This window comes from Bacillus sp. FSL W8-0848, assembly GCF_038007805.1.
Classification (GTDB): Bacteria; Bacillota; Bacilli; order Bacillales; family Bacillaceae; genus Bacillus; species Bacillus glycinifermentans.
Genome location: NZ_JBBOYB010000001.1, coordinates 1,199,239 through 1,224,349, shown reverse-complemented (window position 1 = coordinate 1,224,349; position 25,111 = coordinate 1,199,239). Strand labels below are relative to the sequence as shown.

The window sequence follows — 25,111 nt, the reverse complement described above, 5'->3', positions numbered from 1 at the left end:
TCTATCATATGAAAAAGGTTTTTTCCTCTTTTTCTTCATATGTATGTTCATTCAGGTTGCATGACTCAATTTCTGCGATTTTTCGTATTGTGCGCCCTCCTCAAGCGGCAGCAAAATGTGGAATGTGCTCCCTTCGCCCAATTTGCTGTCTACCTTTAGTTCCCCGTTATGGGCGCCGATGATATTTAAACAGATCGTAAGCCCGAGCCCTGTGCCTTCCTGTTTTGTCGAAAAGAAAGGTTCGCCGATCTTGGCCAGGTCATCTTGTGACATGCCTCCGCCTTCATCTTTGATGCTGATTTTCACAAAGCTTGCTTCCTTCTCTGATGAAATCGTGATTTTTCCTCCGTCAGGCATCGCTTCGATCCCGTTTTTGATCAAGTTGATGAACACTTGCTTGATTTGATTTTCGTCGCCGTTTATTTCCCACTCTCTTCCTTCCTTTTGAAAGGCTTTTTCGATTTCGATATGGGACAAAACCGCATTTGTTTCAAGCAGGGTCGTGACCTGCTGCAACACGGAATTGATCTTGATTTTTTTAAACTGAACCTGATGGGGCTTTGCCAATACGAGCAGCTCCCCGAGCACGGAATCAATCCGTTTGATTTCAGAAAAGATAATGTCAAAATACTCGGTTCTGTCAGGGTATTCCGTTTTCATCAGCTGCAGGAACCCATTTACAGATGTGAGCGGATTTCTCACCTCGTGTGCGATTCCTGCGGCAAGCTGACCTGCCATCGCCAGCTTCTGAGACTGCATGGCAAGGCGCTGATTTGATTTCAAAAGCTCCATTTCCGTGTTCTTTCTCTCTGTAACATCTGTCAGCGTGCCTAAGCTTCCCGTAAATTGGCCATTCGTATAATAAAGCTTATAGTGCACTTCACCCCAAAACTTGCTTCCGTCTTTGCGGTGGTACAGAACTTCGATTCTTCCTTCCCGCTCCCTGTTCTTCAGCTGGCTCATCAGATGATTCGAGATGCGCTCTTCATGATCAAAATAATCATTGTACATCGTTCCGAGACTTTCTTCAATGTTGAAGCCGGTCAGGGTGGTCCACGCCTGGTTCAAGAAGGTGATGTTGCCTTTCCGGTCGGTTTGAAACACGATTTCCTGAAGGTTGTCCATAATCCGGTTCGTTGCCGCCGAAAGCTCTTTATATTGTTTTTCGCTTTCCTTCAGCTTATAAACAAGCTGATTGGATTCATCGATGTACAGCGTCAGCCACCATACGCTGACCAATGTCACAAGTGTAAACAGCAGATCAACCGTCCAGTTAATTTGATTTCCCAATATCCCGTAAAATAAATAATTCCAAAACATAATAAAAGTCATTGCCAAAGCGGTCGCAATGATCCGTCCTTGATATCTTTTCATGACCCCACCTGCCACTTGTATTTCTCTGTTAATTGTAACATTCTTTACACCATCTTTGAGAGGATTGTTCGAAGTATTTATCGTCTGTATTGCCGAATTTTTCAGTGACGGTGATGTCGGTCATCTTTTCGGAGGAAACCGATTTCTGAACCAATTGGCAAAAAAAGCCCTGCCCGGGTGAACAGGCAGGGCGGCTCAATGTTACGATTTGGCCTGGTCCAGCGCGCTTTTGAGTTCTTCCAAAAGCAATTTGGCGCCATCCGGGCTGAGCGTAATGTTTCCGTTTCCGTATTCGCGGTTTTCGGATGTAATCTCTCCGGTTATCAGACAAACGCCGTAAGGTTTATATTTTTTCAAAACGATTTTATCCTTGTCAACGAAAAATTCAATGCTGTCCTTGATTGAGATATCAAGCGCCCTTCTCAATTCAATCGGCATCACAATGCGGCCGAGTTCATCTACTTTTCTCACAACTCCTATGGATTTCAAAGTCTTTCGCCTTCTTCCTCATTATGTTTCTATTTTTCTAAGATATTGTCTTAGTATAACGATAGACGTACAATAGGGGAAAAAGGTTTCCCCCTTTCAGACAAAAAATCCGCGCAATAAAAATGAAATAATTTTCTCATGATGCCAATATGAGGTCATCATTTTACAGGTTTTTTTCAATGTCGTCACAGACCCCCAAAAATCGATGTTTTTCAGAGAAAATTTAAATGGAATGAATATCTTTTTCTCAACGCGAAGAAAAACCATTTCGTTTATCAAAAAATTTTAAATAGAGATTGGGTGAAAATATGTTTCAAACAACCGAGATCGGAATTGATCTAGGAACAGCGAACATACTGGTTTACAGTAAAAACAAAGGAATCATTTTAAACGAACCTTCCGTCGTAGCCGTTGATACGGAAACAAAAAGCGTTTTGGCCGTCGGAATCGAAGCGAAAAACATGATCGGAAAGACACCGGGCAAAATCGTCGCAGTCCGTCCGCTGAAAGACGGGGTTATTGCCGACTACGACATGACGACCGACCTTTTAAAACAGATCATGAAAAAAGCCGGGAAAAACATCGGCTTTACATTCAGAAAGCCGAGCGTCGTCGTCTGCACGCCTTCCGGCTCGACCGCTGTCGAAAGACGGGCCATCAGCGACGCCGTCAAAAACTGCGGCGCCAAACAGGTCCACTTGATCGAAGAGCCTGTCGCAGCGGCAATCGGCGCAGACCTGCCTGTCGATGAACCCGTCGCCAACGTCGTCGTCGATATCGGCGGAGGTACGACTGAAGTGGCGATTATTTCGTTCGGAGGCGTCGTATCCTGCCACTCGATCCGAATCGGCGGCGATCAGCTTGATGAAGACATCGTTTCATTCGTACGAAAAAAATACAACCTGCTGATCGGGGAACGGACGGCCGAGGAAGTCAAAATCGAAATCGGCTATGCTTTGATTGAGCATGAAACGAAGACGATGGAAGTCAGGGGACGCGATCTTGTCACAGGCCTGCCAAAAACGATTACGCTTGAATCAAACGAGATCCAGGCAGCGATGCGCGAGTCCCTTCTTCACATTATCGAAGCGATCAGAGCAACGCTTGAGGACTGCCCTCCGGAACTGAGCGGAGACATCGTCGACCGCGGCGTCATTTTAACGGGTGGCGGCGCCCTCTTGAACGGCATCAAAGAATGGCTCTCCCAGGAAATCGTCGTTCCTGTCCACGTTGCTGCAAATCCGCTTGAATCCGTGGCCATCGGGACCGGCCGTTCTCTTGACGTAATTCACAAATTGCAAAAAGCCGCTAAATAATTTTATTTTTAACGTCTTTTTTGCAGACTTTCTTCATATCGTGGGAAATGGAGTAACGATAAGGAGGAAGAACATGCTCAAGGATTTGGGAAGACGCGTGGCCATTACCGCTATCTTAAGCGGGATCATTTTAGGCGGGATCAGTGTTTCGCTCAGCAACATGCCGAGCTCTCCCCCCGGCCAGACAGCCAAAATAAACCGCTGAAAAAGTTCGCAGCCTGCCCGCTGCGAACTTTTTATTTTGAGTCAAAATTTGTTATGATGTTATGGACAATAAAGGAGGTTTTGCAAACATGAGTTCATTTACCGATAAACTTAGTAAATACGCCCAGCTTGTCACAGAAGTAGGTGTCAACGTTCAAAAAGGACAGCAAGTCGTGATCAACGCTTCGACGGAGATTCGCGACTTCGTACGCCTGCTCGTAAAAAGCGCATATGAAAGAGGAGCAAAACATGTGACAGTCCGCTGGCAGGATGACGTCGTCACCAGACTGAAATATGAGCTTGCACCAACTGAAGCGTTCGAAGAGTATCCGGAATGGGAAGCAAAAGGCATGGAAACGCTCGCCAGAGAGGGTGCAGCATTTATTTCGATTGTCTCATCAGGCCCCGACCTTTTGAAAGGAATCGATTCAAAACGGATTGCAGCGCAGCAAAAAGCGGCCGGAAAAGCTTTGCATACATACAGACAAATGATTCAGTCCGATAAAGTGAGCTGGACTGTCGTGGCAGCCCCCTCTCCGGCATGGGCGAAAAAAGTGTTCCCTGAAAGCAGCGAAGAAAAAGCGGTGCAAATGCTTTGGGACGAAATTTTCAAGACGACCCGCGTCGACCGCGAAGACCCGGTCAAAGCATGGAAAGAGCACGACCAGACGCTTCGCGATAAAGTGAGCGTTTTAAACGAAAAGCATTATCAGGCCCTTCATTATAAAGCGAAAGGCACGGACCTCACGATTGAACTTCCTGAAAAACACGTCTGGGTCGGGGCCGGAAGCGTTAATGAAAAGGGCGATGAATTCATGGCCAACATGCCGACGGAAGAGGTGTTTACCGCTCCGAAAAAAGACGGGGTGAACGGAACCGTTTCCAGCACAAAACCGCTGAGCTACGGAGGAAACATCATTGACGGCTTTACGCTGACGTTTGAAAACGGACGGATTACCGATGTCAAAGCAGAGCAGGGCGAGGATATTTTAAAAGAGCTGGTCGAGACGGACGAAGGCTCGCACTACCTGGGCGAAGTCGCACTGGTAGCCCACGATTCGCCGATCTCAAAATCAAATATCCTGTTTTATAACACGCTGTTTGACGAAAATGCTTCAAATCACCTTGCCATCGGAAGCGGGTATGCGTTCAACATCGAAGGCGGCAAAGAAATGACGCGCGAACAGCTGGCTAAGGAAGGGTTGAATGAAAGCATCACCCATGTCGATTTCATGATCGGCTCAGGCGAAATGGACATCGACGGAATCACGGCCGACGGAAAAAGAGAACCAATCTTCCGCAACGGCAATTGGGCTTTTTAAGGCGAAAGGGCTTCAAATGGAAGCCCTTTTTATGATGCTCCGACCGGAAACTGTCCGTTTGTTGCACAGGATGTCAACAACCGGTGCAATTATCCTGCTGCTGAGTGACCCGAAACCCTTGCAGTCTAGGAAGGCCGGGCATCAGAGCGGACTTTCACAGGATGTGATGACGGCGGCGTTCAGGCAGGGCGCCTGAGCGTTTAGCCGCCGTTCCTTTCTTATTCGTGAGCACCGACTTAGCAGGCCTGGCAACGAATGCAAGGGTTTGTCGACACGCTGAAAGCCCGCCGAAGAGGCGGGCTTTCGTGTTATGCGTATAACTCGGCCAATTTGCTTTGAACCGTTTTGTCTTCTAAAAACTCATCATAGGTCATTTGCTTATCAACGATGCCGTTTGGCGTAATTTCGATGATCCGGTTGGCAATCGTCTGAACGAACTGATGGTCGTGGGACGTAAACAGCATGGCGCCTTTAAAGCTGATTAAGCCGTTGTTCAGCGCGGTAATCGACTCAAGGTCCAAGTGGTTTGTCGGCTCATCAAGCACAAGCACGTTCGCTCCTGAAAGCATCATTTTTGACAGCATGCAGCGGACTTTTTCTCCCCCTGACAAGACGCTTGCCTTTTTGAGCACTTCTTCCCCGGAGAACAGCATCCGGCCTAAAAATCCGCGCAAAAAGCTTTCGCTCTGATCGTTCGGCGAAAATTGGCGAAGCCAGTCGACAAGGTTCATATCGCTGTTCTCGAAAAACTCGCTGTTGTCCTTCGGGAAAAAGGCCTGCGATGTTGTCACGCCCCATTTAAAGGTTCCGCTGTCAGGCTCCATTTCCCCCGCCAAAATTTTAAACAGCGTCGTGGCGGCAAGCTCATTCCGGCCCGTAAAAGCGATTTTATCGTCTTTGTTCATCATAAAGCTCACCGAATCAAGCACTTTCACGCCGTCGATTGTTTTGGAAAGATCCTGAACAACAAGCACGTCATTGCCAATTTCGCGTTCCGGCGTGAAGTTGACGTACGGATATTTCCGCGATGACGGTTTAATGTCATCGAGCGTAATTTTTTCAAGCAGTTTTTTTCTGGAAGTCGCCTGCTTCGATTTGGAAGCATTTGCGCTGAATCTGGCAACGAACTCTTGAAGCTGTTTGATCTGTTCTTCTTTCTTCTTATTGGCTTCCTGGGCCATTTTAAGCGCAAGCTGGCTTGATTCATACCAGAAATCATAGTTGCCGACGTAAATTTGGATTTTGTTGAAATCGAGGTCGGCGATATGCGTACATACTTTATTTAAAAAGTGGCGGTCATGCGATACGACGATAACCGTATTCTCAAAGTTGATCAGAAACTCTTCAAGCCACTGGATCGCCTGAATATCAAGGTGGTTTGTCGGCTCATCCAAAAGAAGTACGTCAGGCTTGCCGAATAGCGCTTGTGCAAGCAGAACTTTCACTTTGTCAGATCCGCCGAGATCGGCCATTTTCTTCGTATGAAGCTCTTCAGGAATACCGAGTCCTTTCAGCAGAATCGCCGCTTCCCCTTCAGCTTCCCAGCCGTTCAGCTCGGCAAATTCACCTTCAAGCTCTGCAGCGCGAATGCCGTCTTCATCGGAAAAATCCGGCTTCATGTAAATAGCATCTTTTTCCTGCATGACTTCGTACAGGCGCTTATGGCCCATGATGACGACTTTCAGCACTTCGTGTTCCTCGTATTCAAAGTGGTTCTGCTTCAGCACGGCGAGGCGCTCTCCCGGGCTCATGTGAACGTCTCCGGTCTGCGGCTCGATCTCCCCTGATAATATCTTCAAAAAGGTAGATTTCCCCGCTCCGTTTGCTCCGATTAACCCGTAGCAATTTCCAGGCGTAAATTTAATGTTTACATCTTCAAACAGCTTCCGGTCCGCAAACCGCAAGCTGACATTACTCACAGCTATCATGTAATATCCTCCATCACTAATACTTCATTAAAAAGAGTATAACACGAATAGTCTTTAAGAGAAATGCTTTGCTTTTTTACAATAAAGTTTTAAAGCAATATGAACACTTGCATCTATGTTGTTACAATATGTTACAATTAATGTGGATTGGGGGATGGAATATGAATATAAAAGATGATCCTGAAATTAAAAGATGGATAAACATGAGGCCGTGGCATGCGCTGTTCGTCTCGCTCGCGATGGTGATTTCCACGATGTCGATCGGATTTTTTAAAGGCTATGATATGTGGACGACGGACTTTCTTATTTTTTCGTGCCTTTTAGCCTTTTTCGGCCTTCTTGTAGGCTGGCTCCAAAAGATATATTATAAAAAAGTAATGTTCGGGGAAAACACGGAAAATTAGACGGAGGAAAACATGAAGCTTATCACTCTGACAGAATACTGCATGTTTATTTTTTTTACCGGGGTATATGTGGCGGTAACCGGTTTTACAGCGCGCGATCTCGGCCTTTATCTCGGAATCGCCATCATTTATACGTTCGTACATATCGCAGCAAAGCGCATGCTGACAAAGCACGGAAAAGAAGCCGCCGACATCAAGCTCTTCTACAGCGTGCTCCTTATTACAGCTTCGGTGTTCATTACCGTGCTGTTTATTATAGTACTGGCATCATTCTCATCATAAAAGAAAAAACGCCTGGCGTCCGATGCGGACGTCAGGCGTTTTTTTAATCTGTTTTTCGGATTTCATTAAACGGGAAAAACACAAATTCCGATGTCCCGGCTATCCGCTTTTTATCAATCAGCCCGAGGCCGTTCCGGCTGTCCATCGATCTCTGGCGGTTGTCGCCCATCACGAAGTACTTGCCTTCAGGAACTTTGACAGGACCGAAGTCACCGGTCAGCTTCACCCCGACTTCCTCAGCTTCTTTTTTGTTGTGCGAAAGATACGGCTCATCCACTTTCTTCCCGTTAATGAGAAGCGTGTCATCCTTCATTTGCACAGTATCTCCCGGCAGACCGATCAGGCGTTTGACATAGTGGACATTTTTTTCATCGCCGTCGATAATGACGATGTCTCCCCGCTTCAATTCCCCGGCGTATTTCACCGTTTTATAAACAAACAAGCGTTCCCCGTCGTGGAGCGTCGGATCCATCGATGTCCCTTCAACTAAATACGGCTCGAATAAAAACGTCCTGATCAATAGAGCCAGAGCGACTGCAATGACAATGGCTTTTACCCATTCAAAGAGAGAACTTTTCTTTTTGGCGGATTTTTCTTCAGTCAAAACGCTTCCTCCTAAAACAGTCTATCACGCAAAATATCGGCTTTTCCTATACTTTATCATAAGTCATGGGATATTTCCTAATTCGCATGCCTTCTGCCGGAAAAAACAGTAAAAAAGAAAGTGCCGCAGAGAGAACAAAGCGGCACTTTCTAGCACTTATTATTCAGCTGGAACCGGCTTTTTCAAGATGCCGAGCAAGACAGCTGTGACAACTGCTCCGATCAGGACGCTCACCAAATAGAGAAGCGGATGGTTTGTTGTCAGGAAGACGAACACTCCTCCGTGCGGAGCAGGAAGCGTGACTCGGAAAAATTGAGACAATCCGCCTCCGATTGCTGATCCGATTACACAAGCAGGGATAACCCGTGCCGGATCGGCTGCCGCAAACGGAATCGCACCTTCTGTGATAAATGACGCACCCATGAAATAGCAAGTAATACCAGCTTCACGGTCGCGTTTTGAAAATTTGTTTTTAAAGATCGTTGTTGCCAGCGCGATGCCAAGCGGAGGAACCATACCGCCCGCCATAATAGCAGCGTGAGGACCGAAGTTTCCGGCGTCAATCATCGCAATCCCGAACGTAAAGGCCGCTTTGTTGATCGGACCTCCCATATCGATCGCCATCATACCGCCCAAAATGATTCCCATTAAAACAAGGTTTCCTGTTCCAAGGCCTTCAAGCCAGTGCGTCAATCCGTCCATTATCATCTTGACCGGCGTATTGACGACATAATGCATGATAATTCCTGTAAAGAAGATACCGAATAACGGGTAGATTAAAACAGGCTTCAATCCGTCAAGCACTTGCGGAAGACCTGCAAATACTTTTTTCAAGAGAACGACGATGTAACCGGCAAGGAAACCGGCAATTAATCCGCCCAAGAATCCTGCATCAGCCTGTGTTGCCATAAAACCGCCGACCATACCAGGCGCAAAACCAGGGCGGTCTGCAATGCTCATCGCAATAAATCCGGCCAATACTGCAACGATTAATTTCAAGGCGTTTCCGCCGCCGATCGCATTTAACGCAGCCGCAAATTCATTATAAGAAGGGTCTCCAGGCTTCGCTGAGTTAATGCCCCAGAAGAACGAAATAGCAACTAAAATCCCGCCGCCTACGACAAACGGAAGCATGTTGCTGACACCGCTCATCAAATGCTTGTAGAAGGCATTTCCTGCGCCGGATTTTCCTTTTGCTTCACCTTCATCATTTTGGGAAGCGCCGCCGCCTTGATAAATAGGCGCATCTTGTTTGAGCGCCTGCTCAATCAGTTCTTTTGGACGTCTGATCCCCGCTGTCACCGGCACTTCGATGACGTGTTTGCCGTTGAAGCGTTCCATCTCAACCTGTTTATCGGCAGCAACGATGATCGCGACTGCGTCTTCGATTTCCTGTGCTGTCAATTTATTTTTCACACCGCTGGAGCCGTTTGTTTCAACTTTGATGTCAACGCCCATTTCTTTTGCTTTTTCTTTCAAAGCGTCAGCGGCCATGAACGTGTGCGCGATTCCCGTCGGACACGCCGTAACCGCGAGGATTTTTCCTTTTGCAGAAGGAGCTTGAGCCTCTTCAGCCTGCTCTTCTTCTTCATCATCTTTATCATGCATGTTGATGATGTCAATGATTTCGTCTTCAGTTGCTGCTTCAAGAAGCTGCTTGCGGATTTCTTCCCGCATGAGCAATGTTGACAGCCTTGACAGCGCTTCGAGGTGCGTGTTATTCGCCCCTTCAGTTGCTGCGATCATGAAGACCAAATGGCTTGGCTGTCCGTCCAAAGATTCGTAATCGACGCCTTCTTTTGAACGTCCGAAAGCAATCGCCGGCTCTTTTACGCTGGCCGTTTTCGCATGGGGGATGGCAATGCCTTCGCCGATCCCTGTGGAACTTTGTTTTTCACGGTTGATGACGGCTTCTTTGTAGCCTTCTTTATCATTTAACTTTCCGGCTTGATCCAAAACCGTTACCATTTCTTCAATAACGTTTTCTTTCTTGCTGCTCTCAAGGCTTAGTTTGATCGTATGCTTCGTGAGTAGCTCTGTGATTTTCATAACCTTTCCTCCTTTAGATGGCTTTGACCTGAACTTCAGGAAGCAGCTTGTGTACCAGCTCTTCCGTTCCGAGTTCTTCTGAGAAAGCCGTAGCGCTTCCTGAAGCGACTCCTAACCGAAAAGCCTCTTCGATGCCCAGCCGCTTTTCGATGCCGGCAAGAAAACCGGCAACCACTGAATCTCCCGCGCCGACAGAGTTTACGAGTTTTCCTTTAGGAACGGTTGCGTGATATACCCGATCTTTCGTAAACAGCAGAGCTCCTTCTCCAGCCATGGAAACGATGGCGTTTTCCGCTCCTTGTTCGATCAGTTTTTTTCCGTAAGGAACCGCTTCCTCAGCTGTGTGAATCGTCGTCTGGAACATTTCTCCGAGCTCATGGTGATTCGGCTTCATTAAAAGCGGATTCATTTCCGGGGCCTTTAAAAGCGCTTCTCCAGAGATGTCAACAACAACCCTGACGTTTTTCTCCTTGCATTTTGCAGCAATCTTTTCATACGTGTCTTGAGGAAGTGAAGCGGGAATGCTGCCTGCCAATACGACGATATCCCCTTCCTGCATATCTGAAAACTGATCTAAAAACGCCGCAAAATCTTCGTCGGTAATCGACGGGCCCTGTCCGTTGATTTCCGTTTCGTCGCCCGTTTTCAGCTTTACATTGATCCGGGTATCGCCATTTACCTCATGAAAGGCTGTCTCAAGCTTTTCTTCTTCCAAAAATGACTTGATATATCCCCCGGTAAAACCGCCGACAAAACCGAGAACCTTTGATGGCACATGGTGTCTGTTTAATACCCTTGAGACGTTGATGCCTTTGCCCCCCGGATATTTCGAATCATAAGCTGAACGATTTAATCCGCCCAAGGAAAAGTTTTCAACGTGAACAATGTAGTCGACTGATGGGTTGAGAGTTACAGTGTAAATCATGTTTTCACTACCTTTACGACAGTTTTTTCTTGATAGTTATCGAATGAATGCTTTGCAGATCCTGCTGTAATAATCGTTGCTTCGTCTAAACTTGCAAAGGCAGAAAAAGACATTTCCCCAAACTTGGAAGCATCGGCTAAAATGAAGGCTTTTTTCGCCTGTTTGACAGCTTTTGCTTTCAGGAGGGCTTCCTCGGGATCGGGCGTTGTATATCCCGCTTCCTTATGAATGCCGTTGACGCCGATAAAGCTCTTGTCAAACCGGTACTGGCCGATGGCCAAAAGAGCGGATCCGCCTACGATCGCACCGGTTTTATGCTTCACGTGTCCGCCTAATAAGTAGAATGTTATGCCTTTTTGGATTAGTGCCTCGATATGCATGACTCCGTTTGTGACGACAATTATATCCTTCTCTTGATCTATAAAGTCGATCATTTGCAAGGTGGTCGTCCCGGCATCTAAATAAATGCAATCGCCTTCTTCAAGAAGAGAGGCCGCTTCCTTGGCGATGTTTTTCTTTTCATGAAGGTTTTTGGATGATTTCTCAAGCATATCAGGCTCCGTCCGAATGTCGGACAGCCTTGATGCCCCTCCATGAACGCGCTTTAAATATCCGCGGGCTTCCAGCGTCGACAAATCTCTTCTGATCGTTGACTCAGATGCTTTTGTCAAGCTCATTAAATACTGGATTTTCACGACATCATGCTTTTGGATCTCGTCGATGATCAGCTGATGCCGTTCGGGAGTCAACACATTACCACCCCTTTTGAAAACGCCTTCATTTCACTTACAATTCTATTGTAAACGCTTTTTCGACATAACTCAACAAAAATCTTTCAAATTCATTCAATAACCATCAAAATCCTTCACATTTTAACATCTTAACGCGATATATACCATTTGTAAACTGTATAAGCGATAAAAATCCGCAAAAATATGTGACATTATTATGATCTATTCATTCTTCATTCATTCGGGATAAACAAAATAAAACCTCATGCACAAGGCATGAGGCTGACAAAAGGCGGGTCCGTTAATTAGGTAAATTTGCTATTAAAAGAAGGAGCATCCCGTATAAATAAGCCAAAAGAAGCTTAAGGATAAATAAGGCGGCTACTCCGATCCATGCTGCCCGCTTTGAAGATCCGCCCGCTTTTTGCAGGCCGATCGCCGTTAGGGCAAATGACCAGATCGTAAAGATGTCACAGACGTTTAAAACGGTCGCAAGCGGTTCTTCGGCAGGAATCAATCCGTCCAGCGACGTTACCGAAAAGACGACGCCGGAACCCGTCATATAATAAATGACGCTGATGATAATATCCCTAATGGCAGGGATGAAATTCACAAAAACGCATAACGAAAGCATCGTGATAAAATTTGTTTTTCCCCCGCCGATTTTCGCAAGCAGCCATAGAACTAAAGCACCAATCACGAAGAAAATGACCGATTGGAAAATATTACGGACGATGATTGCAGTGCTTCTTACAGTGTTTAAATCCTCTTGACTGAATATGGCACTTTTGGAGATGACGAGATAGGCGGCCAAGGCTGATAATACAGCTGCGATGATCATCGGCAGCCAGATGGCGGGCCGTTCTCTCATTCTTTCAAATTGCTTGGCGGGACTTGTGATGAGGCCGATTAAAAACGGCTTTTTTTCTTTTGCTGTTTCTATCGTTGCTTCCACTTTCTAATTCCTCCTGAAAATTCCTTTTTATGAAATAAAGACAATACCCAGTCTAGCATTTATCAGACTAAGTTTTATTAAAATCAGCTTAATTTTGTTTTAAATTCCAATAAAAAAAGACCGATCGTCAAACGGTCTCTTTTCATTATTCATAACGCAAAGCCTCGATCGGATCTAATCTGGCCGCTTTGTTTGCCGGAAGCATTCCAAAAACGACGCCGATTACCATACTGAATAAGACCCCGCTGAGAACAACCTGCCAAGAAACGAGGGACGGCCACCCTGCCAAAAGAGAAACCAGTGAAGCTCCTCCGTATCCGAGCCCGATTCCGATCAGCCCCCCAATCAGGGTCAAAACAACCGATTCAATCAAAAACTGGGTGAGGATTTGTCCTCGCGTTGCTCCAAGTGATTTTCTGATCCCGATTTCCCTAGTGCGTTCAGTTACGGATACAAGCATGATATTCATGACACCGATCCCTCCGACCAATAGAGAGATGCCGGCAATTGAACCAATGATCGTCGTCATAATCGTTGTGACTTGGCCGATGCCTTTTGCGATTTCTTCCATGTTCATGACTTGATAAGAATCTTCAGTTCCATGATGGTCATTCATCAGCTGCACGGCTTCTTCACCGACCGCCTTGATATCATCAGCTGACTGCACCTGAAGGGACACTTTGCTGTAGTCGCTCGTGCCAAATGATGTTTTCATCATCGTAAACGGCAAATACATTTCGCTCTGTTCAAACGAAAGCAGCCCGGTTTCTTTTTTCAGGATACCGATCACTTCAACGGGTTGTCCGTTTACCCATATGACCTGACCAAGCGGTGATTTTTTGTCAAACAGTTCCTCTGCCAATTTTTCAGAAATGATTCCCGCTCGTTTTCCTGATAGAAAATCATTTTCGGTAAACCCTCTGCCTTCTTTTATGTCCAATGAATTGACATCCATATACCCGCTGTTAATACCGATTATTGATGAATCGGTTTCCTCTTCGCGATAGCGGGCAGACATACTTTCTGTTTTTGAAGCGACAACCTGCTTAACTCCTTCAATTTCCTTTAAACTGTTAATATCGGCTTCTGTAAAGCTTGCTTGATAAGCGGCAGGATTGCTGGCAAGCTCTTCTTCGCTCGGTGAATAATATAATTCCACTGTATTGCCGGGACCGCTGATAGACTGTTTGAGCATCTGTTCCCCGCCTTGTCCGACGGCTACCACGACAATAACCGAACCGACGCCGATTATGATTCCGAGCATCGTTAAGATTGACCGCATTTTATGAGCCAACACAGAGCTTAGAGCCATCTGCACATTTTCCAAAAGGCTCATTCCCCCACTCTCCTTTGTCCTTCAGGAGAGACGATTTCGCCGTCGCGCACCAAAATCATACGGTTCGTATAATTTGCTATTTCCGGTTCGTGTGTAACCAATACGATCGTCGTACCTTCGGAATTTAATTCAGAAAATTGCTCCATAATCGAAATGCTCGTTTTCGTATCTAAGGCTCCGGTTGGTTCATCTGCCAAAACCAGCTTTGGTTCATTCACAATGGCGCGGGCAATTGCCACCCGCTGTTTTTGCCCACCCGATAGTTCATTCGGCATGTGAAGCATTCTGTCTTTTAGCCCAACCTTTTCTAAAGCCCTTTCGGCCCGTTCCTGCCTCTCTTTTTTGCCGATCCCTGCATAAATCATCGGTAGCTCTACATTCTTTTTAGCGTTAAGCCTTGGCAAAAGCTGAAACTGCTGAAACACAAAGCCGATCGATCGATTTCTGACCGCCGCCAGCTCCTTATCTTTATAAGAAGAAATATCTTCTCCGTCCAGCTTATACGTACCCGACGTTGGGCGATCAAGACAGCCAATGATGTTCATGAGCGTTGATTTTCCTGATCCGGACGGCCCCATGATCGAAAGATACTCTCCCTGTTCAATGGCGACATCAATGGAATGAAGGACATCAAATGTCTCTTTCCCGATATGATAACTTTTTGTCACATTGGAAAGCTGAATCATCAGACTCTCACATCCGTTCCGTCAGTCAAATCGTCTGAAGGATTTAAAATGACTTGATCATCCGGTGAAATGCCATCCTTTATTTCGATGAGGTTATCCACCGTTTCACCGATCTTTACGTCGACACGTGTTGCCTTGCCGTCTTTTACCGTATAGACATAGTACTGATCGTCTTCTTTTTTGACAGCTTTTGCAGGCAGCGTATTCGCTTTACGCTTATCTGTTTCAATATTCATGATCAATTTAAATCCGGGCTTTCCTTGAGGGAGCCGACCGGCGATTTTAACTTTGAGCGGATACTGTACGGCTTTCTCCGTTTCAGAAGCCCCCGCAGCCGCTGTTTCGTTTTGCCTTTCGGGCACAAGACCGACAGCTGCAACCCTTCCTCTCCATTCATGATCCTGAATGACGTCTGATGTCAACGCTACTTTCTGGCCTTTTTTCACCTTTAGCGTATCGTATTCAGACAATGCACCTTCAACGATGAGACGATCAGTATTGCCAATATGTATAACCGGCTCCTGAATCTTGGATTTTTTAGATGCCGCTTCCCTTTCGACGGAAATGACAGTTCCTTCAATTTCGCTGCGGACTTCAAGGTCACTCAATTGGCGCTCAAGTGATTTCTTCTCCAGATTATACTGCCGCAACTCGAGTTTCGCCGTTTTTTCTTCCATATCTAGCTCAGATCGCTGAGACTCAAATTGTTCGCCGGCCTCTTTTTCTTTTTTGTTTAATGCTTTTTTCTTTTCGTTGATTTGCTTGAGTTTGAGCTGACTAGATTCTATCGCCAATTCATTTTTTTCTTTTTCCAGCTTCAGCTGTTCATTCGTATAGGTTAAGAGGACCGTTCCTTTTTTGACCTTGTCCCCTTCTTTTACTTTTATCTGATCGAGATCTCCCTTATCCGCCTCATAAAAAACAGATTGTTCATTTTCAAACTTTAACTTACCGGGAACCATAACGGTTGCCGCTATCTCCTTTTCCTCCAGCTTACCGGTTTTGAATTCGGCACCGGCGCTGCCGCCGGTTTGAGCAGCTGACCGGTACAAATTAATTCCGATAAATAGAGCGACAATCACGACTATACCGCTTCCGATCAATATTTTCTTCATCTTCTATGCACCCGCCGACATTGCATCAAAAAATCCGGATGCGACTGAGAATAACAAAAGAATTCCAAACAAGACAGCTACGCTGATCCACGCTGATTTTTTGGAGATTCCCCCTACTTTTTCAAGGCCGACAGCCAGCAAAACATACCCCCAAAGCGAGAATACTTCAAAGAGATTTAAAATACTTGCAAGAGGCTGCTCAGCCGGAATGATGCTCGCAAGCGATGTTACATTGTACAGTGAAGTTGAGTCGGTAAAATATAAGAATAGTCCGTTGATCAGTAAGCCGATGCAGGAAATAAACATAATGAAAAGGTTCAAAGACAGCATGTTCCGGTAAGTTGTCGTACCGCCGGATATTTTGACGCAGAGCCAATAAATAAGCGGAGCAATAAAAACGGTTGCGATTTGTATAAATATTGTGCCGAATATGGCTCCGCCCACCGCAAGTGGTCTGACAATTTCAAGTTCCTCACCCGTTAATCCGGACTCTTTAAAAATCGCGTCATAATTAGTGCCCACAGCCGTATACACTGCACCAACTACGGTTAAAACGAGTACGAGAAGCAGCGGCCCCCATATTGCCGGTTTTGTTTTGATTCTTTCAAATTGTTCGCCGGGGCTCGTAAAAATTCCAAATATCGAGGGACTTTTAACCGGATTTTTTTCCAAATTCGCTTCCATTTCGCAATACCTCCAATAGTTTTTTCTGAATATGAGTACGAATCATCCAGCCAAAAGTTTCATTTTTTCCGTTAATACGAAACTGTCATACTTGCAGCAAATGATATTGTGCTTTGACAAGCTCGTAGTAAATTCCCTTTTTTTCCATCAATTCGGAATGGCTGCCTTCCTCCATTTTTTTGCCATGATCAAGCACGATGATTTTATCGGCGTCTCTTATCGTGGAAAGCCTATGGGCGATCATAACCGCCGTCCTCCCTTTTAGCAGGGTTTTCAACGCCGCCTGAATTTTCACTTCCGTCTCTGTATCAATGCTTGCCGTCGCCTCATCAAGAATGAGAATGCGCGGATCTGCCAAAAGCGCTCTCGCAAATGAAATTAACTGCCTTTCGCCCGCCGACAGCATATTGCCGCGTTCTTCCACCTCTGTGGCATACCCGTCCGGAAGCTCCGCAATGAACGCGTCGGCGCTGACGGCTTTTGCCGCTTTGATGACTTCTTCATCCGTTGCGTTTGGGCGGCCGAACCGGATATTTTCCATGATCGTTCCTGAGAAAATAAATGTATCCTGAAGAACGACGCTGATTTGCGAACGTAGATCAGACAGCGATATATCGGCTATCGGAATTCCGTCCACCTTCACCGTTCCCCCCGTGGCGTCGTAAAACCGGCTGATTAAGCTGGCGATCGTCGTCTTGCCTGAACCCGTGTGCCCGACAAGCGCCAGCGACGTTCCGGCCGGAATGTCGAATGATACGCTGTGAAGCGCTTTTCGTTTCCCGCCGTATGAAAATTCGACCCTTTCAAACGATATGGCGCCTTTTAATTCCTTGATTTGGGCCGCATCTTCCTTATCAGCTACAATCGGCTTTTCATCAAGAAACTCAAAAATCCGTTCGGATGAAGCCATCCCCATCAAAAGCTGGTTGTACACCTGCCCCAGCCTTGATATCGGCTCCCAGAACATTCCGAGGTAAAAGGCAAAAGACACAAAGACGCCGATCGTAATCGTTTCATTTATGATGAGACTTGAACCGTACCAAATTAAAATCGCCGTTCCGACCGCATTCGTCATTTCCACGAGCGGGCGGAATGTCGCATTTTTTTTCGTCGCTTCCCGCCAGGACTCAAGGTTTTCGCCGTTTACGCCGTCAAAATACATCATGTTTTCTTTTTCTTGTGTAAAAGCCTGTGTAACACGGATTCCTTGGATGCTTTCATTTAAATGGGAGTTCAGCTTTGATTGCTTTAGGCGGACTTTTTGCCATGAACGCCTGATTTTTCTGCGCAGATTAGTAGAGATAAAAAACATGACCGGCAGCGTAATCATGATTGCAATCGTCAGCTCGGGACTGAGCGAAAACAAAATGACGATAATGCCAAGAAGAAGCAAGATATCCATCAGCAAATTGATGACCCCGCTCGTAAACAGCTCCTGAAGGGAATTGATATCATTCATGATCCGGACCAGAATGGAGCCTGCCGAACGTTCATCGAAAAAGCGGTGTGAAAGGCGCTGAACATGTGTAAACAAATGCTGCCTGAGATCGTAAATGACATGCTGCCCGAGCATGTTCATCCAGCGGATTCTCAGGACGTTCGCTCCGTAGTTGATCAAGTACATCAGGCTGATGACGCATATTAAGATCAATAAGAGGTTCATGTCCTTGCCTGTGATCGCTTTGTCAAGCGCATAGACGCCGATCAAGCTCGGCACCGTCAGCCTGACAGCGGCAGCGATCATCACCGTCAGAAAAGACAAGGGAAGCAGGTTATTGCGGTATGGCGCTAAGTATTTGAGCAAACGCCACATTTGCGACCAGTTAAAAGGCTTTTCAATGATCTGATCTGAGGAATAATAAAACCGGTTCATGAGCGTTTGTTTTTTCGCATGATTTTCCAAGGGCAAAACCTCCTATCGCGCAACATGCGGTTCATTCAGAATATTTTGGTCTTTATACTGCAAATCGAAAATCCGTTTGTACAAACCGTTTTTTCTTAATAGTTCTTCATGCGTTCCCCTTTCTTTGACAACGCCTTTATCAAGGACGAGTATTTCATCAGCATGCTTCAAGGATGAAATCCGATGGGCGATAATAAACGTCGTCCGGTCGCGCATTACATCCCGGAGCGCAAGCTGAATCCGGTGCTCCGTCTCCATATCGACGGCGCTTGTCGAGTCATCAAGAATCAGAATGCTCGGATCGAGACAGATCGCTCTCGCTATCGCAATCCGCTGTTTCTGCCCTCCCGACAGCCCGAGCCCCCTTTCGCCAAGCATTGTGTCATACCGATCCGGAAGCTCCATGATAAAATCATGGGCCTGGGCCCTTTTCGCGCTTTCGATGATGTCATCCATCGATGCATCCGGTCTGCCGTAAGAAATGTTCGCCCGTATGGTCGACGAAAATAAAAACGATTCCTGGGGCACAATCCCGATGTTGGAGCGGAGCATCTTTAATGAGTAATGGGAAAGGGGTTTTCCGTCGATTGTGACCGTTCCCGATGTCGGCTCGTAAAAACGGCTTAAGAGCTGTACGATGCTGCTCTTACCCGAGCCGGTACCCCCGATTAATCCAATCGTCGTTCCGCGCGGAGCCTGAAAAGACACCTCGTGCAAAGCGTCGGCGTTTCCTTCCGAATATTGGAGGGTCACGCCGCTGAACACGACATCACCATTCAGCCGGCCGGTTTCCTTCGGGTGAGCGCGGTCGGTTATATCCTCATCGGCGTCAAGAATCTCTAACAAACGCTCTCCCGATGCTTTCGCCTGTGAAAACAAGTTGATCACATAGCCGAGGTTCATAATCGGCCACATCATGTAATTGACAAGGCTGAAAAAAGCGACGAGCTCCCCCGGCTGCAGGCTGTTTTGAATGACAAGCCAGCCGCCGAATGAGAGAAGCGCTACGAGACAAATATTTCCGATAAACTCCATCAAAGGGAAGAATTTCGACATGATCAATGAAGCATTCAAGCTTTTGGTTCGAAAGTGTTCATTCGAATCGGTGAATTTGTGAATCTCAAAATCTTCTTTTGATAATGATTTGACGGTATTCATGCCGCTGATATTTTCCTGAACTTTCGTATTTAATCTGGCAAAGGATTTTCTGATATTTCGAAATGCGGGGTGTACTTTTTTGTCGAACCGATAGACTGCTGCTCCCAAAAACGGCAAAGAGGCGATGGTGACAAGCGAAAGCGGGACAGAATAGGAAAACATGACGGATAAGCTGAGCGTCACGAGCAGCACAAATCTGACGGCTTCTGAAAAACCGAACGATAAAAAGAATCTGATACCTTCGACATCTGCTGTGAGACGGGACATCAAATCACCCGTTTTTGCGCTGTCATAATACGAAAACGGCAGCCTCTGAAGCTTTGCATACAGCTCTTTTCGCAAACGGTATACTGATTGAATGCCGAACATATCTCCGAGATATTGGTGAAAAAACGTCGCAACGCCCTTTACCGCCATCACGACAATAAAGCCAAGGCTGATCCAAATCACTAAGCCATAGCGGCCGCCCAGGATCACTTCATCAATCGTCATCTGAAGCATGATCGGATAGACGACGGTGATCGCCGTCAGCAAAAGCATCGAAAACAGCGACCATACAAACAATTTTTTATAAGGCCAATAAAAGGCTTTTAGTTTTTTTAGCGACTCCATTCGCATCAGCTCCTTTCCAATTCATGTAAACAGGAACACATCATCTAATATATCGGTTTCCGAAATGAATTTCCACCGATTTTATAAAATTCAGACTACTTATGTAAACATTTTACCCCTTATGCTGGAAATCCCCTCAGTATCTAAAAATATATTTTTCCAAGTTTTTATAAAATGAGAAAGGAAATTTTTTGATGAATAGAGGAAAATGATGTAAAATAGTAGAAAATATTATCGAATAATAAATGACGGAGTTGATTGCAATGTCGAAACGAGAGGCTTTAAAAAATCGGCTTCTCCTCTTAGGTGAATTGGAACAAAAAATCTGGAAAGACTTCAGAAAAGAACGAGAAGGAATCTATGCAAGGCTCGGTGAGCTTGACAGGGAAATCCATCGACATAGACGTTCCAATAAAGAGTATTATGCAGCACATTGCGTGGAAATTATTAAGCAGCAGAAAGGAAAAATCGTGACGACGAAAGAGCTTAAAATGAAGCTGAAAGAACGGACCAATTTTAACGTTCACCGCATTAGTGAGCTTTATGAGCTGATTCAAAAATTAGAACCGAACATTTCGAAAGAACGGCGCGGCTGTTTTCTTTACCTTGGGAATTCGTCCGATAAAAACGGCAACCGGTTATAGCTTATGCATAACCGGTTGCCGCGCCAGTTTCTTCACCCGCCGCTTACCGGCGGAATAAAAGCGACTGTGTCACCTGACATTACGTCGCTCTCTCCCCTCTTGTACTCTTCATTGACGGCGATCATCGCCCGTTCGATTCCCTGAAGCTGGTATGTTTCTTTTAAATATGCCTTGATGCGGTCTGTTGTCGTTTTCTCTTCATCCATCATGATGCTCTGCGTCCCGGCTTGTTCCGCAAGGCCGGCAAACAGGAGAATTTTAATCATGTTTTAACACCTCTTTCTTTGCCGAAGCCGCCGCTTCGATGTCTGGTTTGCCATCCGGATAAGCTGTCGTTTCAAGCTGATCGCCGATCCAGGATTCCCCGTTTTCCCAATGCTCTTTTTTCCAAATCGGAACGATCTGCTTGATCCGTTCAATCGCATATTCGTTTGCTTCATATGCCGCTTTACGGTGAGGAGAAGAGACGGCGATGACGACCGCGGCTTCGGATATGTCCAGCCTGCCGATCCTGTGGGTAATCGCCGCAGTCGCTCCCGGCCATTTTTCGCTGATTTCTTCCCCTATTTGAGAAAGCATTTTAACCGCCATCGGGACGTATGCTTCATATTCAAGATAAAGTGTTTTTTTTCCATTTGTCCATTCCCTCACAGTGCCGATAAACGTCGTAATCGCACCCGCTTCCCTTTTTTCGACTTTTTTTACGACATCTTCGATCACGATCGGCTTTGCTGTTATGATAAATCGTTCAGACAAACGCCTTCCTCCTTTAAATGGTGTAATATGAATGATATGGCAGCCGGGTCTTCGATATGGAAGGATTGTACGTCCGGCCTTGGTGCAGGCGGTTCGCCGCGCTGATAAATAACAGCGCGGACCCCTTCCAATTGTTCGATCAATTGATGGTCCCCTTCATGTCTGGCCATCACGATCTTTGGATAAGGCGCTCCTTTAAAACCTTCGATTAAGAGGCAGTCAATTGACAGCAGACGGTAGACGGAAATCAGCTTGTCAAGCGTCCAGCTTCCGCGTGCTGTCAGCTGAAAAACACCTGCCCCTTCAACTCCGGAAACCGCTGCTCCCGAACGCAAATAACGGTCGCTGTCCTTTCCTTCCGAAAAGGAGTCGGGCTCTCCCCCATGTCCGTGATGCTTCAGGCATGCGGCCTTTACGCCGAGCCGCTCCAGCCTTTCCGTGAGCCGTTCGATAATGGTCGTCTTGCCGCTGTTTTGGTAGCCTACGATCTGGAGGATTGGAACATTTCCGGCCACAGCTGCTCACTTCCGTTCTCATCCCGATATAAAAGAACATGTACACGCCTTCCGGCTTCATAGCCCCTCGTACCTCCCGGCAGGACGACGAGGGCATTTGCATCCGCCAGCGAGGTGACCGCACTCGATTTATCCAAGCCGACAGGCTCTGCCTGGAGCATTCCGTCTTTGACCGAAACAAAAGAACGCACAAAGCGGGTAAACGGATTCGGCTTCGGAAAATCCCTGGTTAAAACGGCTTCAGCGCATAAGGCATACGGCTTTTGATCGAGAAGCCAGGTTCTGACGGAAGGCTTTACAAACAGTTCAAATCCGACAAAGCAAGCAGACGGATTTCCTGAAAGCCCGAATAACAGCTTTCCGTGCAAATGAGCAACAGTCGTCACGCTTCCCGGACGCATCGCGATTTTATTAAATAACACTTCTGCGCCGAGCTTCTCATAAATGGCTGGCAAAAAGTCAAAATCCCCGACGGAAACTCCTCCGGTTGTAATGAGAAAGTCAACTTTTTCAAGCGCTTTTTTTACGGCGTCAAAGCTCTCCTCGAAGTCATCCGAAATTTTCCCTAAATATAGGGGAATGCCTCCCGCTTCTTTGACTTGTGCCATTACCATGCTTGCATTGCTGTTGCGGATTTTCCCGGGAACGAGGGGATCGCTGACATTCAGCAGCTCTGTCCCGGTGGCGATGACACCGATGACCGGCTTTTTCACGACCGGTACCAATGCATAGCCGAAAGTCGCAAGCAGAGCGATCACTCCGGATGTTATTCTCGTTCCTTTCACTAAGAGGACCGAGCCTTTTTCAGCGTCTTCACCTTTTTTTGAAATATTGTCTCCAGGCTGAAAAGATCGCTTCAGCTCCATATACTGTTTTTCGCCCTCGCTGCAGGTTTTCGCAAGCTCCAGCATGACTACCGCATCAGCGCCTTCAGGTATTTGTGCTCCTGTCATGATCCTGACCGCTTGAAAGGGCCCGAGTGTTTTTTCGGAAACAGCACCCGCACCGATGTGATCAATGACTTCGAATCGCACCGGTTGTTCCCGGGAGGCGCCGGCCGTATCGGACGCCCTGACTGCGAAGCCGTCATATGGTGAACGGTCAAATGCCGGTACATCGTGATCAGCCGTTACATCCTCCGCCAAATATCTGTTCAGACTTTCTTCAAGATGAACCCATTCTATTTCTCCGTGTTTATGGTGCTGCGACACGAGCGCTGTGGCTTCATAAACTGGAATGGGCGTTCTTTTTTCGATCATTCAAAAAACCTCCTGTTGTTACATTCCGATCAGTCTGGCTAATACTGAATTGGCTTCCTTGATATCGTTCGTTCCGTGAACAAGCGCCCTCCCGTCATTAAAAATGACGATTCTGAACGCTTCATATGCGACATGAAGCAGATACTCATTTATGTCAACTTTCCCGATTGCGGCGAGCTTTTCGGCGAGCTCCTCTTTCGGGAGGCGTTTTAGCGCTTCGCTGCGGATCTGGACCGTTTCCCTTCCGCACAGCACGTCCGCTTTCTTTAGGCTTCTATCCGAAAGGTGGGGATAAACCGGCGCATGACCGCATGACGGGCATTCGCCATTCCTGCTGATCCGCATCTCAAAATGGGTGTTCATCCATAAATCAAAGGTCACAAAAGCGGTTTGAAGCGCTTCTTCCCTACCGGTCAAGACCTTTAATATTTCAGCCTGCTGATAAGCCGAGACCATTTGTACGGCAGGCGAAATGATTCCCGATGTATCGCATGTAGCCCCGCCGACCGGAATTTCTTCAAACAGACAGGCGAGACAGGGCGTACGCCCGGGAACGATTGTCATGTACATCCCCTGGCTGCTGACGCAAGCGCCGTATACCCAGGGAGTGCCCGTCTGTTGTGCGAGGTCATTGATGATCATGCGCGTCTCAAAATTGTCCGTCGCATCAATGACGGCATCTGCCTCTTCAATGAGAGGCTTCAGCGTTTCGGCGTTGCCTTCTGCAACATATGTATGCAAGTTGACATCTCGATTTATTTGCGCCAGGCGGTTTTTGGCAGCGATCGCCTTCGGCAAGCGGTTTTCCGCGTCTTTTTCCGTATAGAGCTGCTGCCTTTGCAGATTGCTCCATTCCACGTAATCGCGGTCAATGATGGACAAATCACCGACGCCTGCGCGCACCAGCCCTTCTGCGGCAGACGTGCCGAGCGCTCCGGCGCCGACTATCAAAACATGACTTTTATTGATTCTGTCCTGCCCTGCCTGTCCGATGTTTTGATATCTGATTTGTCTTGAATACCGTTCATCCATCAGGGGAATCTCCTTTGCTGTCTTTTTTAGTATCATATCACTTTTCCGCTGTAAAAATCTCTTTCTATTTTACCGTTTGACCGCCCGGTGGCTTCTTGAAAGCTTTGATAAAAGCGGTTCATTCAAAGCGAAACGCTTCTATTCTTTCTAAATCTGACTTTTTATTGACATTTGTAAATTCGTCTTCCTTTGCCCCGATTTCGCCTGCTTCAACGTACTCTACACAAATCTGCGAGAGGAAATCGCTGATTTTCAGCTGATCGCGACAAAGCTGTTCATAGATAGTTTGTTTGACTCTTTTATGATAGACTGCTGCAAGCGGCTGCGCTCTTCCTCCGGCGACAGGCACAACCGCATCTCTTCCTGTAGCGATCAGCTGCTTCAAAGCGGCTACAGTCTCTTTCCGGATAAGTGGCGTGTCACAGGCTAAAACGGTATAAATATCCCCTTCTTCATACGCCATGGCCGTATATATACCGGCCAAAGGCCCTTTCCCTTTGAACGGCTCGGCATCTTCAAGAACCGCCGTTTCTCCGCGGGCTTTAAAACGCTCGGTAAGCTCCGGACGGCTCAATATGAGCGCTTCCCCCCCGAGAGCTTGTTTGCACCACTGATAGAGGGGTTTGTTCTTCCATAAGGCAAATGCTTTCGGTTCCCCAAAACGGCTCGATAATCCTCCTGCCAATATGACATGAACGGGCTTCATCGCTTCCCTCCTTCGTTCAGATAGACGTTTCAGTGAAAATCATAGCAAAACATACGAAAAAGGAACAAGTCTGTAAAAGACATTTTCGAAAGCATGAGCCGTTCAAATTTTGCATATTGTAG

26 protein-coding genes are annotated in these 25,111 nt (G+C 46.6%); 6 read left to right on the top strand and 20 right to left on the bottom strand.

The features are described from left to right. Positions 1-51 precede the first annotated feature (51 nt). Both NSQ39_RS06540 and NSQ39_RS06535 read right to left on the bottom strand, forming a co-directional pair. A complete protein-coding gene (locus tag NSQ39_RS06540) occupies positions 52-1,374 on the bottom strand; it encodes an ATP-binding protein (RefSeq protein WP_175076982.1) in 1,323 nt (440 codons plus the stop codon). A gap of 201 nt (positions 1,375-1,575) precedes the next feature. After that, complete coding sequence (locus tag NSQ39_RS06535; RefSeq protein WP_046132238.1) at positions 1,576-1,863, bottom strand: AbrB/MazE/SpoVT family DNA-binding domain-containing protein; 288 nt, start codon at positions 1,861-1,863, stop codon at positions 1,576-1,578. A gap of 308 nt (positions 1,864-2,171) precedes the next feature. On the opposite strand from NSQ39_RS06535, the gene mreBH reads away from it, so the two are divergent. The 3 genes from mreBH to NSQ39_RS06520 all read left to right on the top strand — a co-directional run bounded on the left by mreBH (position 2,172) and on the right by NSQ39_RS06520 (position 4,705). Continuing rightward, positions 2,172-3,179, top strand: coding sequence for a rod-share determining protein MreBH (gene mreBH / locus NSQ39_RS06530; RefSeq protein WP_046132239.1), 1,008 nt, complete (start codon positions 2,172-2,174; stop codon positions 3,177-3,179). 73 nt (positions 3,180-3,252) lie between these two features. Next, positions 3,253-3,384 carry a protein YkpC gene (locus NSQ39_RS06525; protein WP_096891714.1) on the top strand — a complete coding sequence of 44 codons (132 nt, stop codon included), beginning with the start codon at positions 3,253-3,255 and terminating at the stop codon, positions 3,382-3,384. An 88-nt stretch (positions 3,385-3,472) separates the two neighbouring features. Next, positions 3,473-4,705 (top strand): aminopeptidase, encoded by a 1,233-nt coding sequence (locus NSQ39_RS06520; protein WP_175076981.1) that lies wholly within the window; start codon positions 3,473-3,475, stop codon positions 4,703-4,705. A gap of 308 nt (positions 4,706-5,013) precedes the next feature. Here NSQ39_RS06520 and NSQ39_RS06515 read toward each other — a convergent pair whose 3' ends face one another. Beyond that, positions 5,014-6,633 (bottom strand): ABC-F family ATP-binding cassette domain-containing protein, encoded by a 1,620-nt coding sequence (locus tag NSQ39_RS06515; protein ID WP_046132242.1) that lies wholly within the window; start codon positions 6,631-6,633, stop codon positions 5,014-5,016. 161 nt (positions 6,634-6,794) lie between these two features. Here NSQ39_RS06515 and NSQ39_RS06510 point away from each other — a divergent pair, with 161 nt between their 5' ends. After that, positions 6,795-7,037, top strand: a complete 243-nt coding sequence (locus tag NSQ39_RS06510; RefSeq protein WP_057957605.1) for a hypothetical protein — start codon at positions 6,795-6,797, stop codon at positions 7,035-7,037. Positions 7,038-7,049: 12 nt separating this feature from the next. Beyond that, a complete protein-coding gene (locus tag NSQ39_RS06505; RefSeq protein ID WP_046132244.1) occupies positions 7,050-7,319 on the top strand; it encodes a hypothetical protein in 270 nt (89 codons plus the stop codon). A 43-nt stretch (positions 7,320-7,362) separates the two neighbouring features. Here the strand turns inward: NSQ39_RS06505 and lepB are convergent, their stop codons facing one another. The 11 genes from lepB to NSQ39_RS06450 all read right to left on the bottom strand — a co-directional run bounded on the left by lepB (position 7,363) and on the right by NSQ39_RS06450 (position 20,077). Next, positions 7,363-7,923, bottom strand: a complete 561-nt coding sequence (gene lepB, locus NSQ39_RS06500) for a signal peptidase I (protein WP_046132245.1) — start codon at positions 7,921-7,923, stop codon at positions 7,363-7,365. 159 nt (positions 7,924-8,082) lie between these two features. After that, positions 8,083-9,972, bottom strand: coding sequence for a PTS fructose transporter subunit IIABC (locus NSQ39_RS06495; RefSeq protein WP_046132246.1), 1,890 nt, complete (start codon positions 9,970-9,972; stop codon positions 8,083-8,085). A gap of 13 nt (positions 9,973-9,985) precedes the next feature. Further along, entirely contained in the window at positions 9,986-10,897 is a 912-nt protein-coding gene (gene pfkB, locus NSQ39_RS06490; RefSeq protein ID WP_048353064.1) for a 1-phosphofructokinase, read from the bottom strand. After that, a complete protein-coding gene (locus NSQ39_RS06485) occupies positions 10,894-11,649 on the bottom strand; it encodes a DeoR/GlpR family DNA-binding transcription regulator (protein WP_175076980.1) in 756 nt (251 codons plus the stop codon). Before NSQ39_RS06485 ends, pfkB begins: the two co-directional genes overlap by 4 nt. Before the next feature lie 280 nt (positions 11,650-11,929). Beyond that, the gene (locus NSQ39_RS06480) at positions 11,930-12,583 is read right to left on the bottom strand and encodes a Yip1 family protein (RefSeq protein WP_175076979.1); all 654 of its coding nucleotides are present in this window, start codon (positions 12,581-12,583) and stop codon (positions 11,930-11,932) included. Between the two features lie 145 nt (positions 12,584-12,728). After that, the gene (locus NSQ39_RS06475; RefSeq protein ID WP_175076978.1) at positions 12,729-13,919 is read right to left on the bottom strand and encodes an ABC transporter permease; all 1,191 of its coding nucleotides are present in this window, start codon (positions 13,917-13,919) and stop codon (positions 12,729-12,731) included. Continuing rightward, positions 13,916-14,605 (bottom strand): ABC transporter ATP-binding protein, encoded by a 690-nt coding sequence (locus NSQ39_RS06470; RefSeq protein WP_046132251.1) that lies wholly within the window; start codon positions 14,603-14,605, stop codon positions 13,916-13,918. The genes NSQ39_RS06475 and NSQ39_RS06470 overlap by 4 nt, the downstream gene beginning before the upstream one ends. After that, positions 14,605-15,720, bottom strand: coding sequence for an efflux RND transporter periplasmic adaptor subunit (locus tag NSQ39_RS06465; protein ID WP_175076977.1), 1,116 nt, complete (start codon positions 15,718-15,720; stop codon positions 14,605-14,607). Before NSQ39_RS06465 ends, NSQ39_RS06470 begins: the two co-directional genes overlap by 1 nt. 3 nt (positions 15,721-15,723) lie before the next feature. Beyond that, positions 15,724-16,404, bottom strand: coding sequence for a Yip1 family protein (locus NSQ39_RS06460; RefSeq protein ID WP_046132253.1), 681 nt, complete (start codon positions 16,402-16,404; stop codon positions 15,724-15,726). 85 nt (positions 16,405-16,489) lie between these two features. After that, complete coding sequence (locus tag NSQ39_RS06455) at positions 16,490-18,277, bottom strand: ABC transporter ATP-binding protein (RefSeq protein WP_175076998.1); 1,788 nt, start codon at positions 18,275-18,277, stop codon at positions 16,490-16,492. Between the two features lie 42 nt (positions 18,278-18,319). Beyond that, positions 18,320-20,077, bottom strand: a complete 1,758-nt coding sequence (locus tag NSQ39_RS06450) for an ABC transporter ATP-binding protein (protein WP_046132255.1) — start codon at positions 20,075-20,077, stop codon at positions 18,320-18,322. A gap of 263 nt (positions 20,078-20,340) precedes the next feature. Here NSQ39_RS06450 and NSQ39_RS06445 point away from each other — a divergent pair, with 263 nt between their 5' ends. Then, positions 20,341-20,721 (top strand): Rok-like winged helix domain-containing protein, encoded by a 381-nt coding sequence (locus NSQ39_RS06445; RefSeq protein WP_046132256.1) that lies wholly within the window; start codon positions 20,341-20,343, stop codon positions 20,719-20,721. Positions 20,722-20,753: 32 nt separating this feature from the next. Here NSQ39_RS06445 and moaD read toward each other — a convergent pair whose 3' ends face one another. The 6 genes from moaD to NSQ39_RS06415 all read right to left on the bottom strand — a co-directional run bounded on the left by moaD (position 20,754) and on the right by NSQ39_RS06415 (position 24,989). Continuing rightward, entirely contained in the window at positions 20,754-20,987 is a 234-nt protein-coding gene (moaD, locus tag NSQ39_RS06440) for a molybdopterin converting factor subunit 1 (RefSeq protein WP_046132257.1), read from the bottom strand. Continuing rightward, complete coding sequence (locus NSQ39_RS06435) at positions 20,980-21,477, bottom strand: molybdenum cofactor biosynthesis protein MoaE (protein ID WP_175076976.1); 498 nt, start codon at positions 21,475-21,477, stop codon at positions 20,980-20,982. Before NSQ39_RS06435 ends, moaD begins: the two co-directional genes overlap by 8 nt. Next, positions 21,456-21,992 carry a molybdopterin-guanine dinucleotide biosynthesis protein B gene (gene mobB, locus NSQ39_RS06430; protein ID WP_175076975.1) on the bottom strand — a complete coding sequence of 179 codons (537 nt, stop codon included), beginning with the start codon at positions 21,990-21,992 and terminating at the stop codon, positions 21,456-21,458. Before mobB ends, NSQ39_RS06435 begins: the two co-directional genes overlap by 22 nt. Then, positions 21,959-23,251, bottom strand: coding sequence for a molybdopterin molybdotransferase MoeA (locus NSQ39_RS06425; protein ID WP_175076974.1), 1,293 nt, complete (start codon positions 23,249-23,251; stop codon positions 21,959-21,961). Before NSQ39_RS06425 ends, mobB begins: the two co-directional genes overlap by 34 nt. A gap of 18 nt (positions 23,252-23,269) precedes the next feature. Further along, positions 23,270-24,283 carry a MoeB/ThiF family adenylyltransferase gene (locus NSQ39_RS06420; RefSeq protein ID WP_046132261.1) on the bottom strand — a complete coding sequence of 338 codons (1,014 nt, stop codon included), beginning with the start codon at positions 24,281-24,283 and terminating at the stop codon, positions 23,270-23,272. Between the two features lie 118 nt (positions 24,284-24,401). After that, positions 24,402-24,989 (bottom strand): molybdenum cofactor guanylyltransferase, encoded by a 588-nt coding sequence (locus NSQ39_RS06415; protein ID WP_046132262.1) that lies wholly within the window; start codon positions 24,987-24,989, stop codon positions 24,402-24,404. Positions 24,990-25,111 lie beyond the last annotated feature (122 nt).